At 38.3% G+C, this 15247-nt stretch carries 17 protein-coding genes; 12 read left to right on the plus strand and 5 right to left on the minus strand.

Annotation, left to right across the window (positions count from 1 at the left end; genetic code table 11):
• The first annotated feature begins 36 nt into the window (after positions 1–36).
• The 3 genes from QUE72_RS04725 (at position 37) to QUE72_RS04735 (ending at position 2304) form a co-directional block, all read left to right on the plus strand.
• The gene (locus tag QUE72_RS04725; RefSeq protein ID WP_175573076.1) at positions 37–210 is read left to right on the plus strand and encodes a hypothetical protein; all 174 of its coding nucleotides are present in this window, start codon (positions 37–39) and stop codon (positions 208–210) included.
• A 123-nt stretch (positions 211–333) separates the two neighbouring features.
• Positions 334–1104 carry a class II aldolase/adducin family protein gene (locus QUE72_RS04730; RefSeq protein ID WP_074496640.1) on the plus strand — a complete coding sequence of 257 codons (771 nt, stop codon included), beginning with the start codon at positions 334–336 and terminating at the stop codon, positions 1102–1104.
• A gap of 12 nt (positions 1105–1116) precedes the next feature.
• Complete coding sequence (locus QUE72_RS04735; RefSeq protein ID WP_074496639.1) at positions 1117–2304, plus strand: mandelate racemase/muconate lactonizing enzyme family protein; 1188 nt, start codon at positions 1117–1119, stop codon at positions 2302–2304.
• 76 nt (positions 2305–2380) lie between these two features.
• Here QUE72_RS04735 and QUE72_RS04740 read toward each other — a convergent pair whose 3' ends face one another.
• The 3 genes from QUE72_RS04740 to nadK form a co-directional block, all read right to left on the minus strand.
• Positions 2381–2728: an outer membrane protein assembly factor BamE gene (locus tag QUE72_RS04740; protein WP_074496638.1), complete on the minus strand. Its 348-nt coding sequence runs from the start codon at positions 2726–2728 to the stop codon at positions 2381–2383.
• Between the two features lie 182 nt (positions 2729–2910).
• A complete protein-coding gene (gene recN / locus QUE72_RS04745) occupies positions 2911–4575 on the minus strand; it encodes a DNA repair protein RecN (protein ID WP_286271876.1) in 1665 nt (554 codons plus the stop codon).
• Between the two features lie 78 nt (positions 4576–4653).
• Positions 4654–5535: an NAD(+) kinase gene (nadK, locus tag QUE72_RS04750; protein WP_074496652.1), complete on the minus strand. Its 882-nt coding sequence runs from the start codon at positions 5533–5535 to the stop codon at positions 4654–4656.
• Between the two features lie 174 nt (positions 5536–5709).
• On the opposite strand from nadK, the gene grpE reads away from it, so the two are divergent.
• From grpE to dnaJ, 3 genes are all read left to right on the plus strand, one after another.
• A complete protein-coding gene (grpE, locus tag QUE72_RS04755; RefSeq protein WP_074496636.1) occupies positions 5710–6333 on the plus strand; it encodes a nucleotide exchange factor GrpE in 624 nt (207 codons plus the stop codon).
• A 219-nt stretch (positions 6334–6552) separates the two neighbouring features.
• Positions 6553–8484 carry a molecular chaperone DnaK gene (gene dnaK, locus QUE72_RS04760; protein WP_286271879.1) on the plus strand — a complete coding sequence of 644 codons (1932 nt, stop codon included), beginning with the start codon at positions 6553–6555 and terminating at the stop codon, positions 8482–8484.
• A 268-nt stretch (positions 8485–8752) separates the two neighbouring features.
• On the plus strand, positions 8753–9895 hold the full coding sequence (dnaJ, locus tag QUE72_RS04765; RefSeq protein ID WP_286271881.1) for a molecular chaperone DnaJ: 1143 nt from the start codon (positions 8753–8755) through the stop codon (positions 9893–9895).
• A gap of 128 nt (positions 9896–10023) precedes the next feature.
• Here dnaJ and QUE72_RS04770 read toward each other — a convergent pair whose 3' ends face one another.
• Complete coding sequence (locus tag QUE72_RS04770) at positions 10024–10224, minus strand: hypothetical protein (protein WP_286271883.1); 201 nt, start codon at positions 10222–10224, stop codon at positions 10024–10026.
• Positions 10225–10381: 157 nt separating this feature from the next.
• Here QUE72_RS04770 and QUE72_RS04775 point away from each other — a divergent pair, with 157 nt between their 5' ends.
• Entirely contained in the window at positions 10382–10591 is a 210-nt protein-coding gene (locus tag QUE72_RS04775; protein WP_286271884.1) for a helix-turn-helix domain-containing protein, read from the plus strand.
• 58 nt (positions 10592–10649) lie between these two features.
• On the plus strand, positions 10650–11315 hold the full coding sequence (locus QUE72_RS04780) for a hypothetical protein (RefSeq protein WP_286271886.1): 666 nt from the start codon (positions 10650–10652) through the stop codon (positions 11313–11315).
• A gap of 5 nt (positions 11316–11320) precedes the next feature.
• Here QUE72_RS04780 and QUE72_RS04785 read toward each other — a convergent pair whose 3' ends face one another.
• On the minus strand, positions 11321–11791 hold the full coding sequence (locus QUE72_RS04785; RefSeq protein WP_074496630.1) for an Lrp/AsnC family transcriptional regulator: 471 nt from the start codon (positions 11789–11791) through the stop codon (positions 11321–11323).
• Between the two features lie 230 nt (positions 11792–12021).
• Here QUE72_RS04785 and nhaA point away from each other — a divergent pair, with 230 nt between their 5' ends.
• The 4 genes from nhaA to QUE72_RS04805 all read left to right on the plus strand — a co-directional run bounded on the left by nhaA (position 12022) and on the right by QUE72_RS04805 (position 15239).
• Complete coding sequence (gene nhaA / locus QUE72_RS04790; RefSeq protein WP_286271888.1) at positions 12022–13203, plus strand: Na+/H+ antiporter NhaA; 1182 nt, start codon at positions 12022–12024, stop codon at positions 13201–13203.
• A 76-nt stretch (positions 13204–13279) separates the two neighbouring features.
• Positions 13280–13831, plus strand: a complete 552-nt coding sequence (locus tag QUE72_RS04795) for an elongation factor P hydroxylase (RefSeq protein ID WP_074496628.1) — start codon at positions 13280–13282, stop codon at positions 13829–13831.
• Entirely contained in the window at positions 13818–14948 is a 1131-nt protein-coding gene (locus QUE72_RS04800; protein ID WP_286271890.1) for an ATP-NAD kinase family protein, read from the plus strand. The genes QUE72_RS04795 and QUE72_RS04800 overlap by 14 nt, the downstream gene beginning before the upstream one ends.
• A 12-nt stretch (positions 14949–14960) precedes the next feature.
• The gene (locus QUE72_RS04805; RefSeq protein ID WP_286271892.1) at positions 14961–15239 is read left to right on the plus strand and encodes a YfcL family protein; all 279 of its coding nucleotides are present in this window, start codon (positions 14961–14963) and stop codon (positions 15237–15239) included.
• Positions 15240–15247: the final 8 nt, after the last annotated feature.

The raw sequence follows: 15247 nt of genomic DNA on the forward strand, positions 1-15247 counted from the left end.
TTATGTTTTACTTTTCTAAAACAAGTAATTTTCATTATGACATTATTAATTATTTTAGCTTGCGTATTTGGTGGTGTTGCCTTAATGGTGATATTTGGCGAAAAATACGGTAAACCCATGGATGACCAGCAGCAGGCAAGTTACAGTAAGTGGCTTCGCATTCTGGTTTTTGTTCTGATTATTGCTGCCATCATTAAAATGATGGTCTAAGTTATGAGTATTTAAGCTGATAGTTTGCTTTAACTCAATAAAACCTTTCTCTACAATTACCCTAAAAACGACGGGCAGTTTCTGTGAAACTATTTTGCTATCGTCTCGCTTTAAGGACACCAAATGTTTGATGTGCCACAACTTGATTTAAAAAATAAAGTATCGCCGCAAGAGTGGCAAACGCGTATAGATTTGGCGGCTTGTTATCGACTTGTTGCGTTACATGGCTGGGATGATCTTATTTATACCCACATTTCGGCTCGAATTCCTGGTTCTGAACACTTGCTGATTAACGCGTTTGGATTAGCGTTTGAAGAAATTACCGCGTCTAACCTGGTAAAAATTGATATTAACGGCAATATTGTAGACCAAAATTGTCCGTTCGAAATTAATCCTGCGGGTTTCACAATTCATAGTGCTGTACATCAAGCACGGCATGAAGAACAATGCGTTTTTCATCTTCATACCAATGAAACAATTGCGGTAGCAAGTTTACAAGAAGGTTTATTACCGCTGAGTCAGTATGCAATGTTTGCGCTTGCCTCTATCAGTTATCATGATTATGAAGGACTTGCGGTAAACGCCGATGAAAAGAAACGTTTACAAGATAATTTAGGTAGCGCTAATTTTATGCTGTTAAGGAACCATGGCGCTTTAACGCTTGGTCGCACAATTGGCGATGCTTTTATGCATATGTACGATTTAACAAGAGCATGCCAAGTACAATTACAAATAATGAGTACCGGCATGAAGCCTATTTTAGTGGATAAAAGCATAGTGGATGGGATCAAAGCACAAGCTAATATCGTGCATACAGGCCTAACCGGCGGTCAAAAATCGTGGCCAGCCATGTTAAGGCGTATCTATCGCTTAGATCCAACTTTCGCAAGTTAATAAGAGAATAAAATGAAAATAACACATGTAGAAATTTTTGATATTGAATGCCCTGAAAGACCACCTTGGAACCCTGTTTTTGTGAGAGTTCATACTGACGAAGGTATTACTGGTGTGGGTGAAGCAGGGTTAGCATATGATTGGGGCCATAGCGCAGCGGCAGCTATGATTAAAGAAATATCCGAAGCGGTATTAATCGGCTTCGACCCTTTTAGTACTGAACTGCTGTGGACAAAAATGTTAAGAGAAAGTTTTTGGGGGCTTGGCGGTGGTCCTGTGCTTTATTCTGCGATGAGTGCTATTGATACTGCGTTATGGGATATCAAAGGTAAGGCGTTAAAATTGCCAGTTTATCAATTACTCGGCGGAAAGGTGAATGATGAATTACGCACGTATGCAAGTCAGTTACAATTTGATTGGGACAAAGAATGTAAGAAGTTAATCGAGCCTGCTGAGTATGCCGAAGCCGCTTTAAAAGCAGTGGCAGAAGGTTATGATGCGGTGAAAGTTGACCCCATTGTTTATAACCAAGATGGTAGCTCTTCTTTTGATCGAACCAAGTTATTTACGGCTCCTCAAATGCGGTTATTTGGTGATCGTTTACGTGCGATCAGAAATGCAGTGGGTGATGATGTTGATATTATTTTTGAATCTCATTCACTTATGGGAGCTGCATCAGCTATTCAAATGGGGAAGATTGTTGAAGAAGTGGGCTGTATGATGTATGAAGAACCCGTGAATTATCTTAATACTAAAGTACATAAAAAGGTTTCTGATCGAGTCAACGTACCAATAGCAGGCGGGGAGCGATTATATCATCGTTGGGATGTACGCCCATACTTTGAAGATCAAAGCATTGATGTATTACAACCTGATGTAGGTTTATGTGGTGGTTTTACCGAAGCAAAGAAAGTGTGTGATTATGCTGACACTTACGATATTCGTATACAAGCACATGTTTGTGGCGGGCCAGTAGCTACGGCGGCATCTTTGCACTTGGAAACGGCGATCCCTAATTTTTTAATTCATGAGCATCATACCTACGCGATTAAGCATTGGAATCGTGAATTATGCATACAAGATCCACAGCCTAAAAACGGTATCTTTAAGGTATCAGAAGCGCCAGGTATTGGTATTGAGCTTAATGATCAAATAGTAAAACGTTCACCTAACGTGACTGTGAATGCGTTAAAAGCTTAATACCTCATTATTAATCACAAAAAAACCGATATTCGCTTACTCATAGCGAATATCGGTTTTTTAATATTAGTTGGTATTAATTAACGATAGGGGTATAAAAACTTTCAGGTAATTCAAAATCACCGCTTGCCGTTTTTAATTTATTTTCTTCAAATGTGACGATGAATTTTCTATCTTTATTTAAAGACTCACTTCTACCTGACTTAAAGCGATATACATAATGCCAAACATTATTATCGAACGAATCTGTTACTACAGGTGTACCTAGTACAAATTTTACTTGCTCTTTAGTCATACCTAATTGCAATTTATCAATATCTTTTTGTTCAAGAAAATTACCTTGAGGCATATCTATGCGATAAATCCAACCTGTACAAGCGGACAACCCTAATAAAGCAATTAACGTTAAAATTCGAAACAACATGATGTAATAAGTAACCCTTTTATTTGTGAATGGGGATAATAACGAAGCCAGCCTTTAGATACAAAACTTTTTTAGCTATTTATATCAATTGGTATTATTCATTAATGAGTGCGATTCATCAATATTAAGCAAGCAAACAGCATGTTCTCTAATAAGCATTGCAGTCTCGCCAGATGCTTAGCTTAACTTGCTAATAATTCTTGTGCATTTGCCAAACTTGAGTCTGTTATTTGGTCACCAGCGAGTAATCGCGCAATTTCTTGGACGCGTGCTTGTTGGCTAAGTTCCGTAACATTTGTTTCAGTATGTTCACCATCGGTTAATTTACTGACGAAGAGCTGCTGGTGGCCTTTACTCGCGACTTGTGGCAAGTGGGTGACACAAATAACTTGTGTATTTGCAGCAAGTTGCTGCAGCTTTGTACCGACCATTGCCGCTGTAGGGCCACTTATACCAACATCTACTTCATCAAATATTAAGCTTGGTGCGGTAATTTGATGAGATAAAATAACTTGCAGAGCTAGGCTTATTCTTGACAATTCACCACCAGAGGCAACTTTGCTCATGATATCTAATGCTTGCCCTGGGTTTAAACTTACTAAGAAGTTAATGTCGTCACTACCCGTTGCAGACATCTTATCAGCAGGGTTACTATTGATTGCTACATTAAATTGACCATGTTCCATATTAAGCTCACGCATACTGTCGGTAATTAATGCACTTAATTTTTCAGCAGAGGTTTGGCGTGATTGAGTTAATGCCTGTGCAGTATCCAAGTATTGACTTTTAGCCTCATCAATATCTTGATGTAAATGTGTTAAGCGTGTTTCATCAGAGCTAATCATGGTTAATTGTTGCTTAAGATCATGATGCAATTGGTATAAAGCTTCTGGCTGTATTTGATGTTTCTTCGCTAGTTGAATGGCTGTTGAATATCTATCTTCTATATGTTGAAAGTGTTCTGGGTCAAGCTCTAAGCGTTCATGGTAGCTTTGTAGTTCTTGGCTCGCGTCCTCTAATTGAAGTAATGCTTCATTCATTTGTTCGATAACTGGAGAAATGTGTTGATCTACGTTGGCAATATCAGCAACTTTTTCGATACAAGATCGTAAGGCATCGTTAATGTTAAATTGTTCATTATCGCTGAGTAAATGAAGCGCTTGTAGAGAGTTATCGAGTAGGTGTTGGCAGTTACTAAATTTCTTATAGTCTTGCTCTAATTGGGTAAACTCGTCTGCTAATATCGAAAAATCATCAAGCTCATTTACTTGATATTGCAATAATTGTTGTTGTGCCTCTCGGCTTTGTTGAGTTTCTTGTAAACTTGCTAACTCTTGAGTTAAACCTTGCCATTTTTGGTAATAAAACTTTACTGAATCTACTAACTCATGATGGTTAGCAAAGGCGTCAAGCATGTGCTTTTGAGTATGACTTTTGGTGATTAATTGATGATCATGCTGTCCGTGAATATTAATCAATAGCTGACTAATATCTTTAAGTTGAGCAAGTGGAACAGGAGTTCCATTAATGTATGACTTCGAACGCCCTTCACTAGATATAACACGTCTTAAAATACATTCATCATCAATAGAAAAGTCATTGTTAGTTAACCAGCTTATTGCTTTTGGATTTTTTGATATATCGAATGTCGCGACCAACGTAGCTTGTTTGCAATGTGGACGAACAACGTTAGTAACGGCTCTATCTCCTAAACATAAGCCTAATGCATCAATAGCGATTGATTTACCCGCACCCGTTTCACCGGTGATGGTGGTCATTCCGGAACGCCATTCAACTTCTAACGATTTTACAATGGCAAAATTTTGAATCGATAAATGTATAAGCATAATGTCAACTACTGTATTAATATATAGGTGTTAATTTATACAGTAGTTATGAGTGATGCAAGTAAAATTTACTTCATTTTAATAAAGCTTATTACCCCAGCTTAGTTTTTGTCTGAGCACATTGAAATAATCATGATCTAATGGGTGAATGAGTCTAAGTGTATTGGCACTTTTTCTAATGATCACTTCATCTCCAGGTAAAACGGCTAAAATAACGTGTCCGTCACAACTTACCTGTAAACTTTCGTAGTTCTCGTTTGCCAATACTAATTTAATTTCGCTTTCACCATCAACGACTATTGGCCTGCTTGTGAGGGTGTGCGGAAACATTGGCACTAAAGACAATGCATTGAGATTGGGGGTTAATATTGGCCCTCCTGCCGACATCGAATAAGCCGTAGAGCCTGTGGGTGTTGATACAATTAAGCCGTCAGAGCGCTGGCTAAACATAAAGCTGCCATCAATATACACTTCAAATTCTATCATGCTAGCAACTTTACCGGCATGTAGTACCGCTTCATTGACTGCACTATTTGAGCTTTTTAATTTTCCATGGCGATACACTTCAGCCTCGATAATAAATCGCTGTTCAGATCGAGACTTGCCATTCAATATTTGTTTTAGTGGTTCTATTAAGTCGGTGGGAGGCAAATCGGTAAGAAAACCTAGGTTACCTCGGTTAACACCTATCACGCCGATGTTGTAACAAGAGAGTACACGAGCAGCCCCTAACATGTAACCATCGCCGCCGACTACAATAGCTAAGTCTGCTTGCTCGCCAATCTCAACAAGTGTTCGATGATTAATGTTTTCTATTGCCAAACCATTTGCTACGGATGTTTCAATCAGTATTTGATAGCCTTGTTCAGATAAAAATTTATATAACGTTTCTATGGTGTTTTTAGCACCATCATGTTTTGGTTTGCCAATAAGGCCTATTGTGCTGTAAACAGTAGTCATCATCAGAGAACAAAAAGTGAATCAATAGTAAAAGTTTCGCTGTATTTTAACCGCTTGTAAAGTTTAGTTTTTTAGAAAACTTTTAGAAATAAGCTTGAATCGTAAAGCGAAGCCCCCATAATTACCAAAATCGACTATATTATCCTGTTAGATTAAGAATTGTGGAGTTGTTTCATGTCTAATGAATCATCAGAAAATAAAAGTGCAGAGGAATTAGCTGCAGAGAAAATTATTGCAGAAGCTGAACAGCAAGTGGAAGAGCAACATGAGCACGCGCATGAAGCAATCAGTGCTGAACAAGAAAGAATAAATGAATTAGAGCTAGCGTTAGCTGCAGCTCAAACAACGGTTGCTGATCAAAAAGATTCAGTGATCCGTGCGAAAGCTGAGGTGGATAATGTTCGCCGACGCAGTGCACAAGATGTTGAAAAAGCACGTAAGTTTGCTTTAGAAAAATTTGTAGGCGAATTATTACCTGTAGTTGATAACCTTGAGCGTGCAATAGCTTCTTTTGATGCAGAAAATGAAGAAACAAAGCCAATGCTTGAAGGTGTTGAATTAACCTTACAAAGTTTTCTTAGTTCGTTAGAGAAATTTGATGTAAAAAGTATTGAACCACAAGATCAACCTTTTAACCCTGAATTGCATCAAGCTATGTCAATGCAAGAAGTAGAAGGCGTGGAACCTAATACTGTTATCGCCGTAATGCAAAAAGGTTACGAACTAAATGGCCGTTTAGTTAGACCTGCAATGGTGATGGTATCAAAAGCAAAACCTGCCGTTGATACAGAAGCGTAGTCACGCTGTTTCTTAAAAAAAGCCAGGAATTATCCTGGCTTTTTTAACGCATGTTGAACAGAAAATATAAATTAATTTTAAATATGTCGTTTTCAGGTAAATAAAGTGACATTTTTTTTATTTTTTTAGGGGGAAGCAGTTGAAAACAATTTTTTCTGCCCCCACTAAATGGTCAACAACGAAATTAATTGTAAATGAAAGTATTTGGAGATCCTTAAGATGGGCAAAATAATTGGTATTGACCTAGGGACAACTAACTCATGTGTAGCTGTTCTTGATGGCGACAAAGTACGCGTTATAGAAAATGCGGAAGGCGATCGCACAACTCCTTCTATCATCGCATATACAGACGATGGTGAAACGTTAGTTGGCCAACCGGCAAAGCGCCAAGCGGTAACTAACCCTAACAACACATTATTCGCCATTAAGCGTTTAATTGGTCGTCGTTTTGAAGACAAAGAAGTACAACGCGATATTGACATTATGCCATTTGGTATTGTTAAAGCTGATAATGGCGATGCGTGGGTAGAAGCGAAAGGCGAGAAAATGGCGCCTCCACAAGTTTCTGCAGAAGTATTGAAAAAAATGAAAAAAACAGCTGAAGACTACTTAGGTGAGTCTGTAACAGAAGCTGTTATCACAGTACCTGCATACTTCAATGACTCTCAACGTCAAGCAACTAAAGATGCTGGCCGTATTGCTGGTTTAGATGTTAAGCGTATTATTAATGAGCCAACAGCTGCAGCACTTGCTTACGGTATGGATAAGCAAAAAGGTGAAAAAGTTGTTGCTGTATATGACTTAGGTGGTGGTACTTTTGATATTTCAATCATTGAAATTGATGAAGCAGATGGCGAACACACATTTGAAGTACTTGCGACAAATGGTGATACCCACTTAGGTGGTGAAGATTTTGATAATCGCATGATCAACTATTTAGTTGAAGAGTTTAAGAAAGATCAAGGCATGGATTTAACGAAAGATCCATTAGCAATGCAGCGTCTTAAAGAAGCAGCAGAAAAAGCAAAATGTGAGCTTTCTTCTGCACAACAAACAGATGTTAACTTGCCATACATTACTGCGGACGCTTCAGGTCCTAAGCACATGAACATAAAAGTGACACGTGCGAAACTTGAATCGTTAGTAGAAGACATGGTGAAAGCAACGCTTGAACCATTAAAAACAGCTTTGGCTGACTCTGATTTATCAACAACTGATATCACTGATGTAATTCTTGTTGGTGGTCAAACACGTATGCCATTAGTACAAAAAGTGGTAACAGAATTCTTTGGTAAAGAGCCTCGTAAAGATGTTAACCCTGATGAAGCAGTAGCTTCTGGTGCAGCAGTACAAGCAGGTGTATTAGCAGGTGATGTAACAGATGTATTATTACTTGATGTAACACCATTATCGCTAGGTATTGAAACGATGGGCGGTGTGATGACGAAAGTTATCGATAAAAACACGACTATCCCAACGAAACAGTCGCAAACGTTCTCTACAGCCGAAGATAACCAAGCTGCGGTAACTGTACATGTCTTGCAAGGTGAGCGTAAGCAAGCACAAGCTAATAAGTCATTAGGTCAGTTTAACCTTGAAGGTATTGATGCCGCACCACGTGGTATGCCTCAAATTGAAGTAACATTCGATATTGATGCTGATGGTATTTTACATGTGTCTGCGAAAGACAAAAACACAGGTAAAGAGCAGAAAATCACCATCAAAGCGTCTTCTGGTTTGTCTGATGATGAAGTAGAACAAATGGTACGTGACGCTGAAGCTAATGCAGATTCAGATGCTAAATTTGAAGAATTAGTGACAGCGCGTAACCAAGCTGATGGCATGGTTCATGCAACACGCACTCAAATTACTGAAGCAGGTGATGATTTGCCAGCTGAAGATAAAGAAAAAATTGAAGCCGCGCTTACTGAGCTAGAAGCCGCGATAAAAAGCGACAACAAAGAAGAGATTGACGCTAAATCACAAGCTGTTGTAGAAGCTTCGCATAAGTTAATGGAAATTGCTCAAGCGAAAGCGCAAGCACAACAAGGTGGTTCAGCACCTGGTGCTGATGCAGCTCAAAGCGCAGGTGAAAAACCAGCTGATGATGTTGTTGACGCTGAGTTTGAAGAGGTTAAAGACGACAAATAAGTCGGACTTGAATCTTGTCGTTAGTTGGCTTGTTTACTTTGTTGGAAATACTCACATACACTTGTATGCTCCGTGTTTCCGCTTTGTACTAAAGCCAACTAACTTAAAGCTTCTAAGCCCTTAATTTTTAAAAAGGGTGTTAATAAAGCGTCGTTGTCGGCGCTTTATTGTGTTTAACAACAAAATACCAGAGTTGATTTTTTTATTGGTTTAAGCGAATACAAAAATTAATTTTCGAAACCTGCAGTAAATATAAAGAATTAAAGCTATGTCAAAACGCGATTACTATGAACTATTAGAAGTTGCCAAAGATGCGTCTGATCGTGAAATTAAAAAGGCCTATAAGCGTCTTGCTATGAAGTTTCACCCTGATCGTACCAAAGGTGATAAAGAGAAAGAAGAGACATTTAAGCAAATAAAAGAAGCTTATGAAGTGCTCATGGATGGTCAAAAGCGCGCTGCTTATGATCAGTACGGTCATGCAGCCTTTGAACAAGGTGGCATGGGCGGTGGTGGCTTTGGCGGCGGTGGTGCTGATTTCGGTGATATTTTTGGTGATGTATTTGGTGATATTTTTGGTGGAGGTCGTCGTGGCGGCGGCGGAGGCCAACGAGCACGTCGCGGCAGTGATTTAAGATATAACTTAGAAATGTCTTTGGAAGAAGCGGTTCGTGGTAAGTCTGTTGAAATTAAAGTACCCACTTATGTTCAATGTGATCCATGTAATGGTTCTGGCGCTAAAAAAGGTACACAACCTAAAACCTGTAGTACTTGTCATGGCCATGGCCAAGTACAAATGCGCCAAGGTATGTTTGCGGTACAACAAACGTGTCCGAGTTGTAATGGTAAAGGAAGCGTTATTTCTGACCCTTGTAATTCGTGTCATGGTCAAGGACGCGTGCAAAAAACGAAAACCTTAAATGCTAAAATTCCATCTGGCGTGGATACTGGCGATAGAATTCGTTTGTCAGGTGAAGGTGAAGCAGGTGAACAAGGTGCACCAGCAGGTGATTTATATGTTCAAGTACATGTAAAAGATCATCCTATTTTTGTTCGCGATGAAAATAACTTGTTTTGCGAAATGCCAATTAGCTTTTCAACAGCAGCACTTGGCGGCGAAATAGAAGTGCCTACTTTGGAAGGAAAAGTGAAGTTAAAAGTTCCGAAGGAAACGCAAACGGGTAAAATGTTTAGACTACGCGGTAAAGGGGTTAAGTCGGTAAGAAGCCACAGTGTTGGCGACTTAATGTGTAAAGTTGTGGTAGAGACACCAATCAACTTAACGGGTGATCAAGTTGATTTATTGCGTCAATTAGAGTCGAAAATGAGTACGAGCTCAAAGAAGCATAGCCCAAAAGAAACCGGTTTCTTTGATAGCGTTAAAAAGTTTTTTGACGACCTTAAATCATAAAGTACTCGGAATCTAGTCTTGTGATTATGCAATGTTAATGTTGTATTAATAATAGAAAAAGTCTCACAATTGTGGGACTTTTTTTATGGTCACTTATAAAGTTTGTCTATTTTAAGAGGTATTAACCTTTACACGATAGCCACATCTTCTTTGAGAAACAAAACGATTAAGTAAATAAGCGCTAGCGGTGGTAAAAAAGACAAAACAAAACCTAGCATAGCCGCTTTTGTTGCATTCTCTGTTTTATATGTGCCTAGTCGGTAACTTACCCCTACGACGAATACTAAATACATTAGGTATATTGCAGTTATTAGTATAATCCACATCATTAATATCCTTGTAAAAAATTTAATAAACTCATAAGTTAGAATATACTAATTTTATTGTTAGTCAATTAACTTTTATCGTTTATCGATAAGTTATTATTGTAAAACAATGTGTATATTGGTAACGTAACTGTATTGATTACTCTTTTAATGAATTGTCATGACATCAAAAATTAAAGTAAATCTTGATTATCTATTACTTGTCAGGGGTATGAGCCTAACAGAGCTTTCTGAGGCTATTGACATATCTATCGCCAATTTATCTATTTTAAAACGAGGTAAAGCAAAAGCGATTAGGTTTTCAACGTTGATAAAGCTGTGTGATGCATTGGCTTGTCAGCCAGGTGATCTGCTTGAAATAAGGGAATAGGTTTTAAAAAGTTGTAGAGCGGCTATAATTAATGGCCCCTTAATCTTTTGAGAATATTATGCGTGATTTTTTTATTGTATTCATTTTTATGACTTTATATTGTCAAGCAGCTTTCGCAGAAGAGGACTCTCTCCCTCCTTTAAACCCTAAATATGTTGGCGTTCATGGCATGGTGTTGGTGTCACAAGGCTCACGTGTTTTTGCGTCTCATTTGCCGTTGTATCAAAAACCACATGATATGCAGATCCTCTATAAAATTGAAACGAAACAGGTTTCGTTTTTAAACCTGGTTCGCGATGCTGAATTAGTGACTATTAAGCCAGAACCATTTAACTTACAAAGGTTGGAAAGGGGAGAGGAACTAACAGTACTTGCTGATGTGTATTTGGGCCATTTTGAACGAGGCGGTAGTTTAGTTTATGAAAATCACCCTATTGTGTTTGCAAAAAAGTTATACGCAAGAAAACTAGAAAATCTAGCTGAATCAGGGTTATGGAAAGAGTATGATTCGGTGACTCTGCGTAAAAATGAAAGAATTTATATTCATAAAATACAACAGCCTCCAAGTTTTGACCATTTGATTTTTGTTGACTTATCAGGCGCATGTGCGCAAAAATTTAAAACGTCAACGCAGATACCTACATCAGGCGAATTAACTTATAAGTTTATTAACTGCGGTACAATGAAGCCTTTGTACTATGAAACAAAAGATTTTGAAAATTAAGACAATTAATCGTCTTCAAAGCTCGGCAAAACACCACTACGACTGTGTTCAAACACTAACGAAGTTTCGACTGTTTGCACTTCTTCACGGGAGGTTACGGCATTAAAAACAAACTTTCGTAAGTGCTCACTATCTTTAACTGACATATGAATAAAGTAGTCGTAACTTCCTCCCATATGATAAAGGCTAACAATTTCTGGTAGTTTTAATAAGTCATCGCGCAATTTGTTTACAATCTGCTCTGAATAGGGCTGTAAACGAATTGCTGCAATTGCTTCGATATTACCACCGATATTTTTGAAATTGATATCAACATAAGCACCTTTTATGATGTTATGATTTTTCATCCGTTTTACACGTTCTAAGCAGGTAGATGGAGCAATCCCTATTTGAGCGGCAAGTTCTTTATTAGTGATGTCGGCATCTTTGTACAGGAGGGTTAAAATGTTAAGATCAATATCGTCTAACTTCTTCATAATATTTCTTTTTTTGTCTCATTGCTAAGCCATATTACACTTATTTTTATCAGAAAAACTAGTGAAACTTCGTGAAAAATAAAATTAATGTCGAATATTTTATATTTTTCCGAATTAATAACATGTGTTTTATGACTCTATTTTTTTATATATATCTGTGGCTGATTATATTGTCACACAGTTCATTTTGACATAATATGTCTGCGCAATTTTTTTAACCGTAGGATTGTATGCCAATAAAAAATATACAAGATTTTCTTAAATTAGAAGCTGCTAGCGGATTAATACTCATGGCAGCAGCAATTTTAGCGATGATGATCGCCAATTCACCGTTCTCGCCCTATTATGACTTATTACTCAATTTACCTGTAAAAGTAGCGGTAGGCAGCTTTGAAATTGCTAAGCCGTTATTACTTTGGATAAACGATGGCCTAATGGCGTTATTCTTTTTTCTCGTTGGTCTAGAGCTTAAACGGGAGTTTATAGAAGGTGATTTATCTAAACCAGGGCAAATTACACTGCCCGCGATTGGTGCCGTGGGTGGTATGCTGGTACCCGCACTTTGCTACGCCATAATCAATATTGATAACCCCAAAGCGTTAGGTGGTTGGGCTATTCCAACGGCAACTGACATTGCTTTTGCATTAGGAATTTTAGCCATTATTGGTAGTAAAGTTCCTTTACAGTTAAAAGTATTTTTAACCTCGCTTGCTATTTTTGATGATTTAGGCGCTATTATTGTTATTGCATTGTTTTACACCGATCAATTGTCAATGACTTCGTTGGTGGTATCAGCAATCGTGTTAACTATTTTGTTTATCATTAATCGACGAGGTATTACAGATACATCACCCTACATATTCTTTGGTATTGTGCTTTGGGTTGCTGTTTTAAAATCAGGTGTTCATGCCACACTCGCCGGTGTTATTTTAGCGCTGTTTATCCCGATCAAAGGAAAAGAAGATGAGCCGTCACCATTAAAATCGTTAGAACACAATTTACATGCCATGGTGGCATTTATCATTTTACCTATTTTTGCCTTTGCTAATGCAGGGATTAGTTTTTCAGGTATAGGATTTTCTGACATTACATCGCCAGTGCCTTTAGGTATTATTGCTGGCCTTGTTATTGGTAAGCAGCTCGGTGTGTTTGGCTTTTGTTTTGTTGCCATAAAATTAGGGTTTGCCAAGCTCCCTGAAAACGTAAACTGGGGGCTGTTATATGGGGTAGCAATGCTTTGTGGCGTTGGCTTTACCATGAGCTTATTTATTGGCTCCTTAGCGTTTGAACAAACAGCCGGGAGTACGATATTCGAAGACCGTCTAGGAATTGTTGTTGGCTCATTAATTTCAGGAATATTGGGTTATTTATTGATCCGATATAAAGTTAACAAACCAGATTCGCAGCCCTAGTTAAAACTGAAAATGGCGATATTAATTATCGCCATTTTTCGATAGAATATCGCAAATTGTTCAGTTAGTCGGACAAATGCAGCACAATTATCAAGATCTTATTAATTTATTCGAACAAACATTTTTTAACGACTACAACACTCGACTGGTAAAGGGTGATCATGAGCCGTTATACGCACCTGCCACTAATGTTGTGAATTTTCATCGCATCATTTTTGCTCATGGTTATTTTACTAGCGCGTTACATGAAATAGCGCATTGGTGTATTGCAGGAGCGCATAGAAGAACGTTAGAAGATTATGGGTATTGGTATCATCCTGATGGGCGATCACCAGCGCAACAAAAGCACTTTGAACAAGTAGAAGTTAAACCTCAGGCGATTGAGTGGGCGTTTTGTGTCGTCGCTGGTATTCCGTTTCATGTATCTGCAGACAATTTACAGGGTGAAGACGTTGATAGCATCGCTTTTCGTTATGCAGTTTATCAACAAGTTAGACATTATATTTCGGTTGGGTTCCCACAGAGAGCCCAGCAGTTTATAACTGCACTTGCCGTCTTTTATCAAAGCCGATTGCCGTTAACTGACGAGCAGTTTTTGTTAGATCAAGAGTTATATGCCGATGTTTAAGTTAGGTTTTATTATTAATCCAATTGCGGGTATTGGTGGTAGTGTGGCCCTTAAAGGTAGTGACGGTGAAGGTATTGCTGAACAAGCCATTGCTTTAGGGGCTAAACCCATGGCCAATGCTCGTGCAAAACAAGCACTAACCGTTTTATTACCCTATAAAAACGCGTTAACACTTTATACGGTTAACGGCGACATGGGAGAAACTTTAGCGAAAGAGCTTGGTTTTAATTACCAGGTTGTTTACCGTTCCACTACAACAAAAACATGCTTTAAAGATACTGAAAACGCTGTTGATAGCTTAATTTCTGCTGGTATCGATCTGTTGTTATTTGCTGGTGGTGATGGAACCGCCCGCAATATATCACATAGAGTTGGCGATAATTTTCCCGTACTTGGTATTCCAGCGGGCTGTAAAATTCATTCTGGTGTTTATGCGGTCACTCCTACTGCTGCAGGTAGAATTGTTGAGTTAATGGTAACGCACCAACTTGTTACCTTAACAGAAGCTGATGTAATGGATATTGACGAATCTTTATTCCGTGAAGGTGTAGTAAAAGCTAAACGTTACGGAGAAATGCAAGTACCTGCTGAATTGCGTTATGTGCAAGCAACTAAGTCTGGTGGTAAAGAATTAGATGAGTTGGTTTTACAAGATATTGCTGCTGATATCATCGATAAAATGGATGATGCGCTTGTTGTTATTGGCTCTGGTTCAACGACGGCTTTTTTAATGGAAGAATTAGGGCTCAAAAATACGTTACTTGGTGTCGATGTGGTTCATGAGCAAAGGCTATTAGCAAATGATGTGACAGAGCCACAATTATGGCAATTGTTACACCAACACAAAGGAAGTATCAAACTTGTTATTACTTTGATTGGTGGGCAAGGTCACATTTTTGGTCGAGGAAACCAACAGTTAAGCCCCCGTATTATCAGAGAAATAGGTAAAGAAAATATATTGATTATTGCTACAAAAGCTAAATTAACTGCGTTAGCTTCTCGGCCATTAATTGCTGATACCGGCGATAATACATTAGATGATGAGTTATCAGGTTTTATGCCGGTGATCACAGGGTATAATGATCAAGTTTATTATCCCGTTTCTAGTCCACAATAAAAGAGAGTTTCAGTGAGTATCGTTCATTTATCAGATTTATATCATCATTTTGATCAACTAGCGGCACAAGATGTGAGTAGCGATGAGCTATTTGCATCAAGCTATATTCGAGGGTTTATTGCACTATCAGCAGGTGAGTTTGGTGATGAGAATCAAGTAATATCAACGCCGTTAATTGAACACGTTAGTGAAAGTATGACAGCTGCAAGAACTGAACTTTCACCGAGTGATCGTGAGGTTGTTAAATGTTACTGGCACCAATTAATTGAACAGTTAGCAGTTAAGGGGTAATGCTAACT

The sequence above is a fragment of the Thalassotalea hakodatensis genome, from assembly GCF_030295995.1.
Classification (GTDB): domain Bacteria; phylum Pseudomonadota; class Gammaproteobacteria; order Enterobacterales; family Alteromonadaceae; genus Thalassotalea_C; species Thalassotalea_C hakodatensis.

Coding starts and splice junctions, on each gene's coding strand:
- recN (WP_286271876.1), bottom strand. CDS start 4,575: ATGCTTATACATTTATCGATTCAAAATTTTGCCATTGTAAAATCGTTA.
- QUE72_RS04785 (WP_074496630.1), bottom strand. CDS start 11,791: ATGAAGAAGTTAGACGATATTGATCTTAACATTTTAACCCTCCTGTAC.
- QUE72_RS04800 (WP_286271890.1), top strand. CDS start 13,818: ATGCCGATGTTTAAGTTAGGTTTTATTATTAATCCAATTGCGGGTATT.
- QUE72_RS04730 (WP_074496640.1), top strand. CDS start 334: ATGTTTGATGTGCCACAACTTGATTTAAAAAATAAAGTATCGCCGCAA.
- QUE72_RS04735 (WP_074496639.1), top strand. CDS start 1,117: ATGAAAATAACACATGTAGAAATTTTTGATATTGAATGCCCTGAAAGA.
- QUE72_RS04770 (WP_286271883.1), bottom strand. CDS start 10,224: ATGATGTGGATTATACTAATAACTGCAATATACCTAATGTATTTAGTA.
- QUE72_RS04780 (WP_286271886.1), top strand. CDS start 10,650: ATGCGTGATTTTTTTATTGTATTCATTTTTATGACTTTATATTGTCAA.
- grpE (WP_074496636.1), top strand. CDS start 5,710: ATGTCTAATGAATCATCAGAAAATAAAAGTGCAGAGGAATTAGCTGCA.
- QUE72_RS04740 (WP_074496638.1), bottom strand. CDS start 2,728: ATGTTGTTTCGAATTTTAACGTTAATTGCTTTATTAGGGTTGTCCGCT.
- QUE72_RS04725 (WP_175573076.1), top strand. CDS start 37: ATGACATTATTAATTATTTTAGCTTGCGTATTTGGTGGTGTTGCCTTA.
- QUE72_RS04775 (WP_286271884.1), top strand. CDS start 10,382: ATGACATCAAAAATTAAAGTAAATCTTGATTATCTATTACTTGTCAGG.
- nhaA (WP_286271888.1), top strand. CDS start 12,022: ATGCCAATAAAAAATATACAAGATTTTCTTAAATTAGAAGCTGCTAGC.
- dnaJ (WP_286271881.1), top strand. CDS start 8,753: ATGTCAAAACGCGATTACTATGAACTATTAGAAGTTGCCAAAGATGCG.
- dnaK (WP_286271879.1), top strand. CDS start 6,553: ATGGGCAAAATAATTGGTATTGACCTAGGGACAACTAACTCATGTGTA.
- QUE72_RS04795 (WP_074496628.1), top strand. CDS start 13,280: ATGCAGCACAATTATCAAGATCTTATTAATTTATTCGAACAAACATTT.
- nadK (WP_074496652.1), bottom strand. CDS start 5,535: ATGACTACTGTTTACAGCACAATAGGCCTTATTGGCAAACCAAAACAT.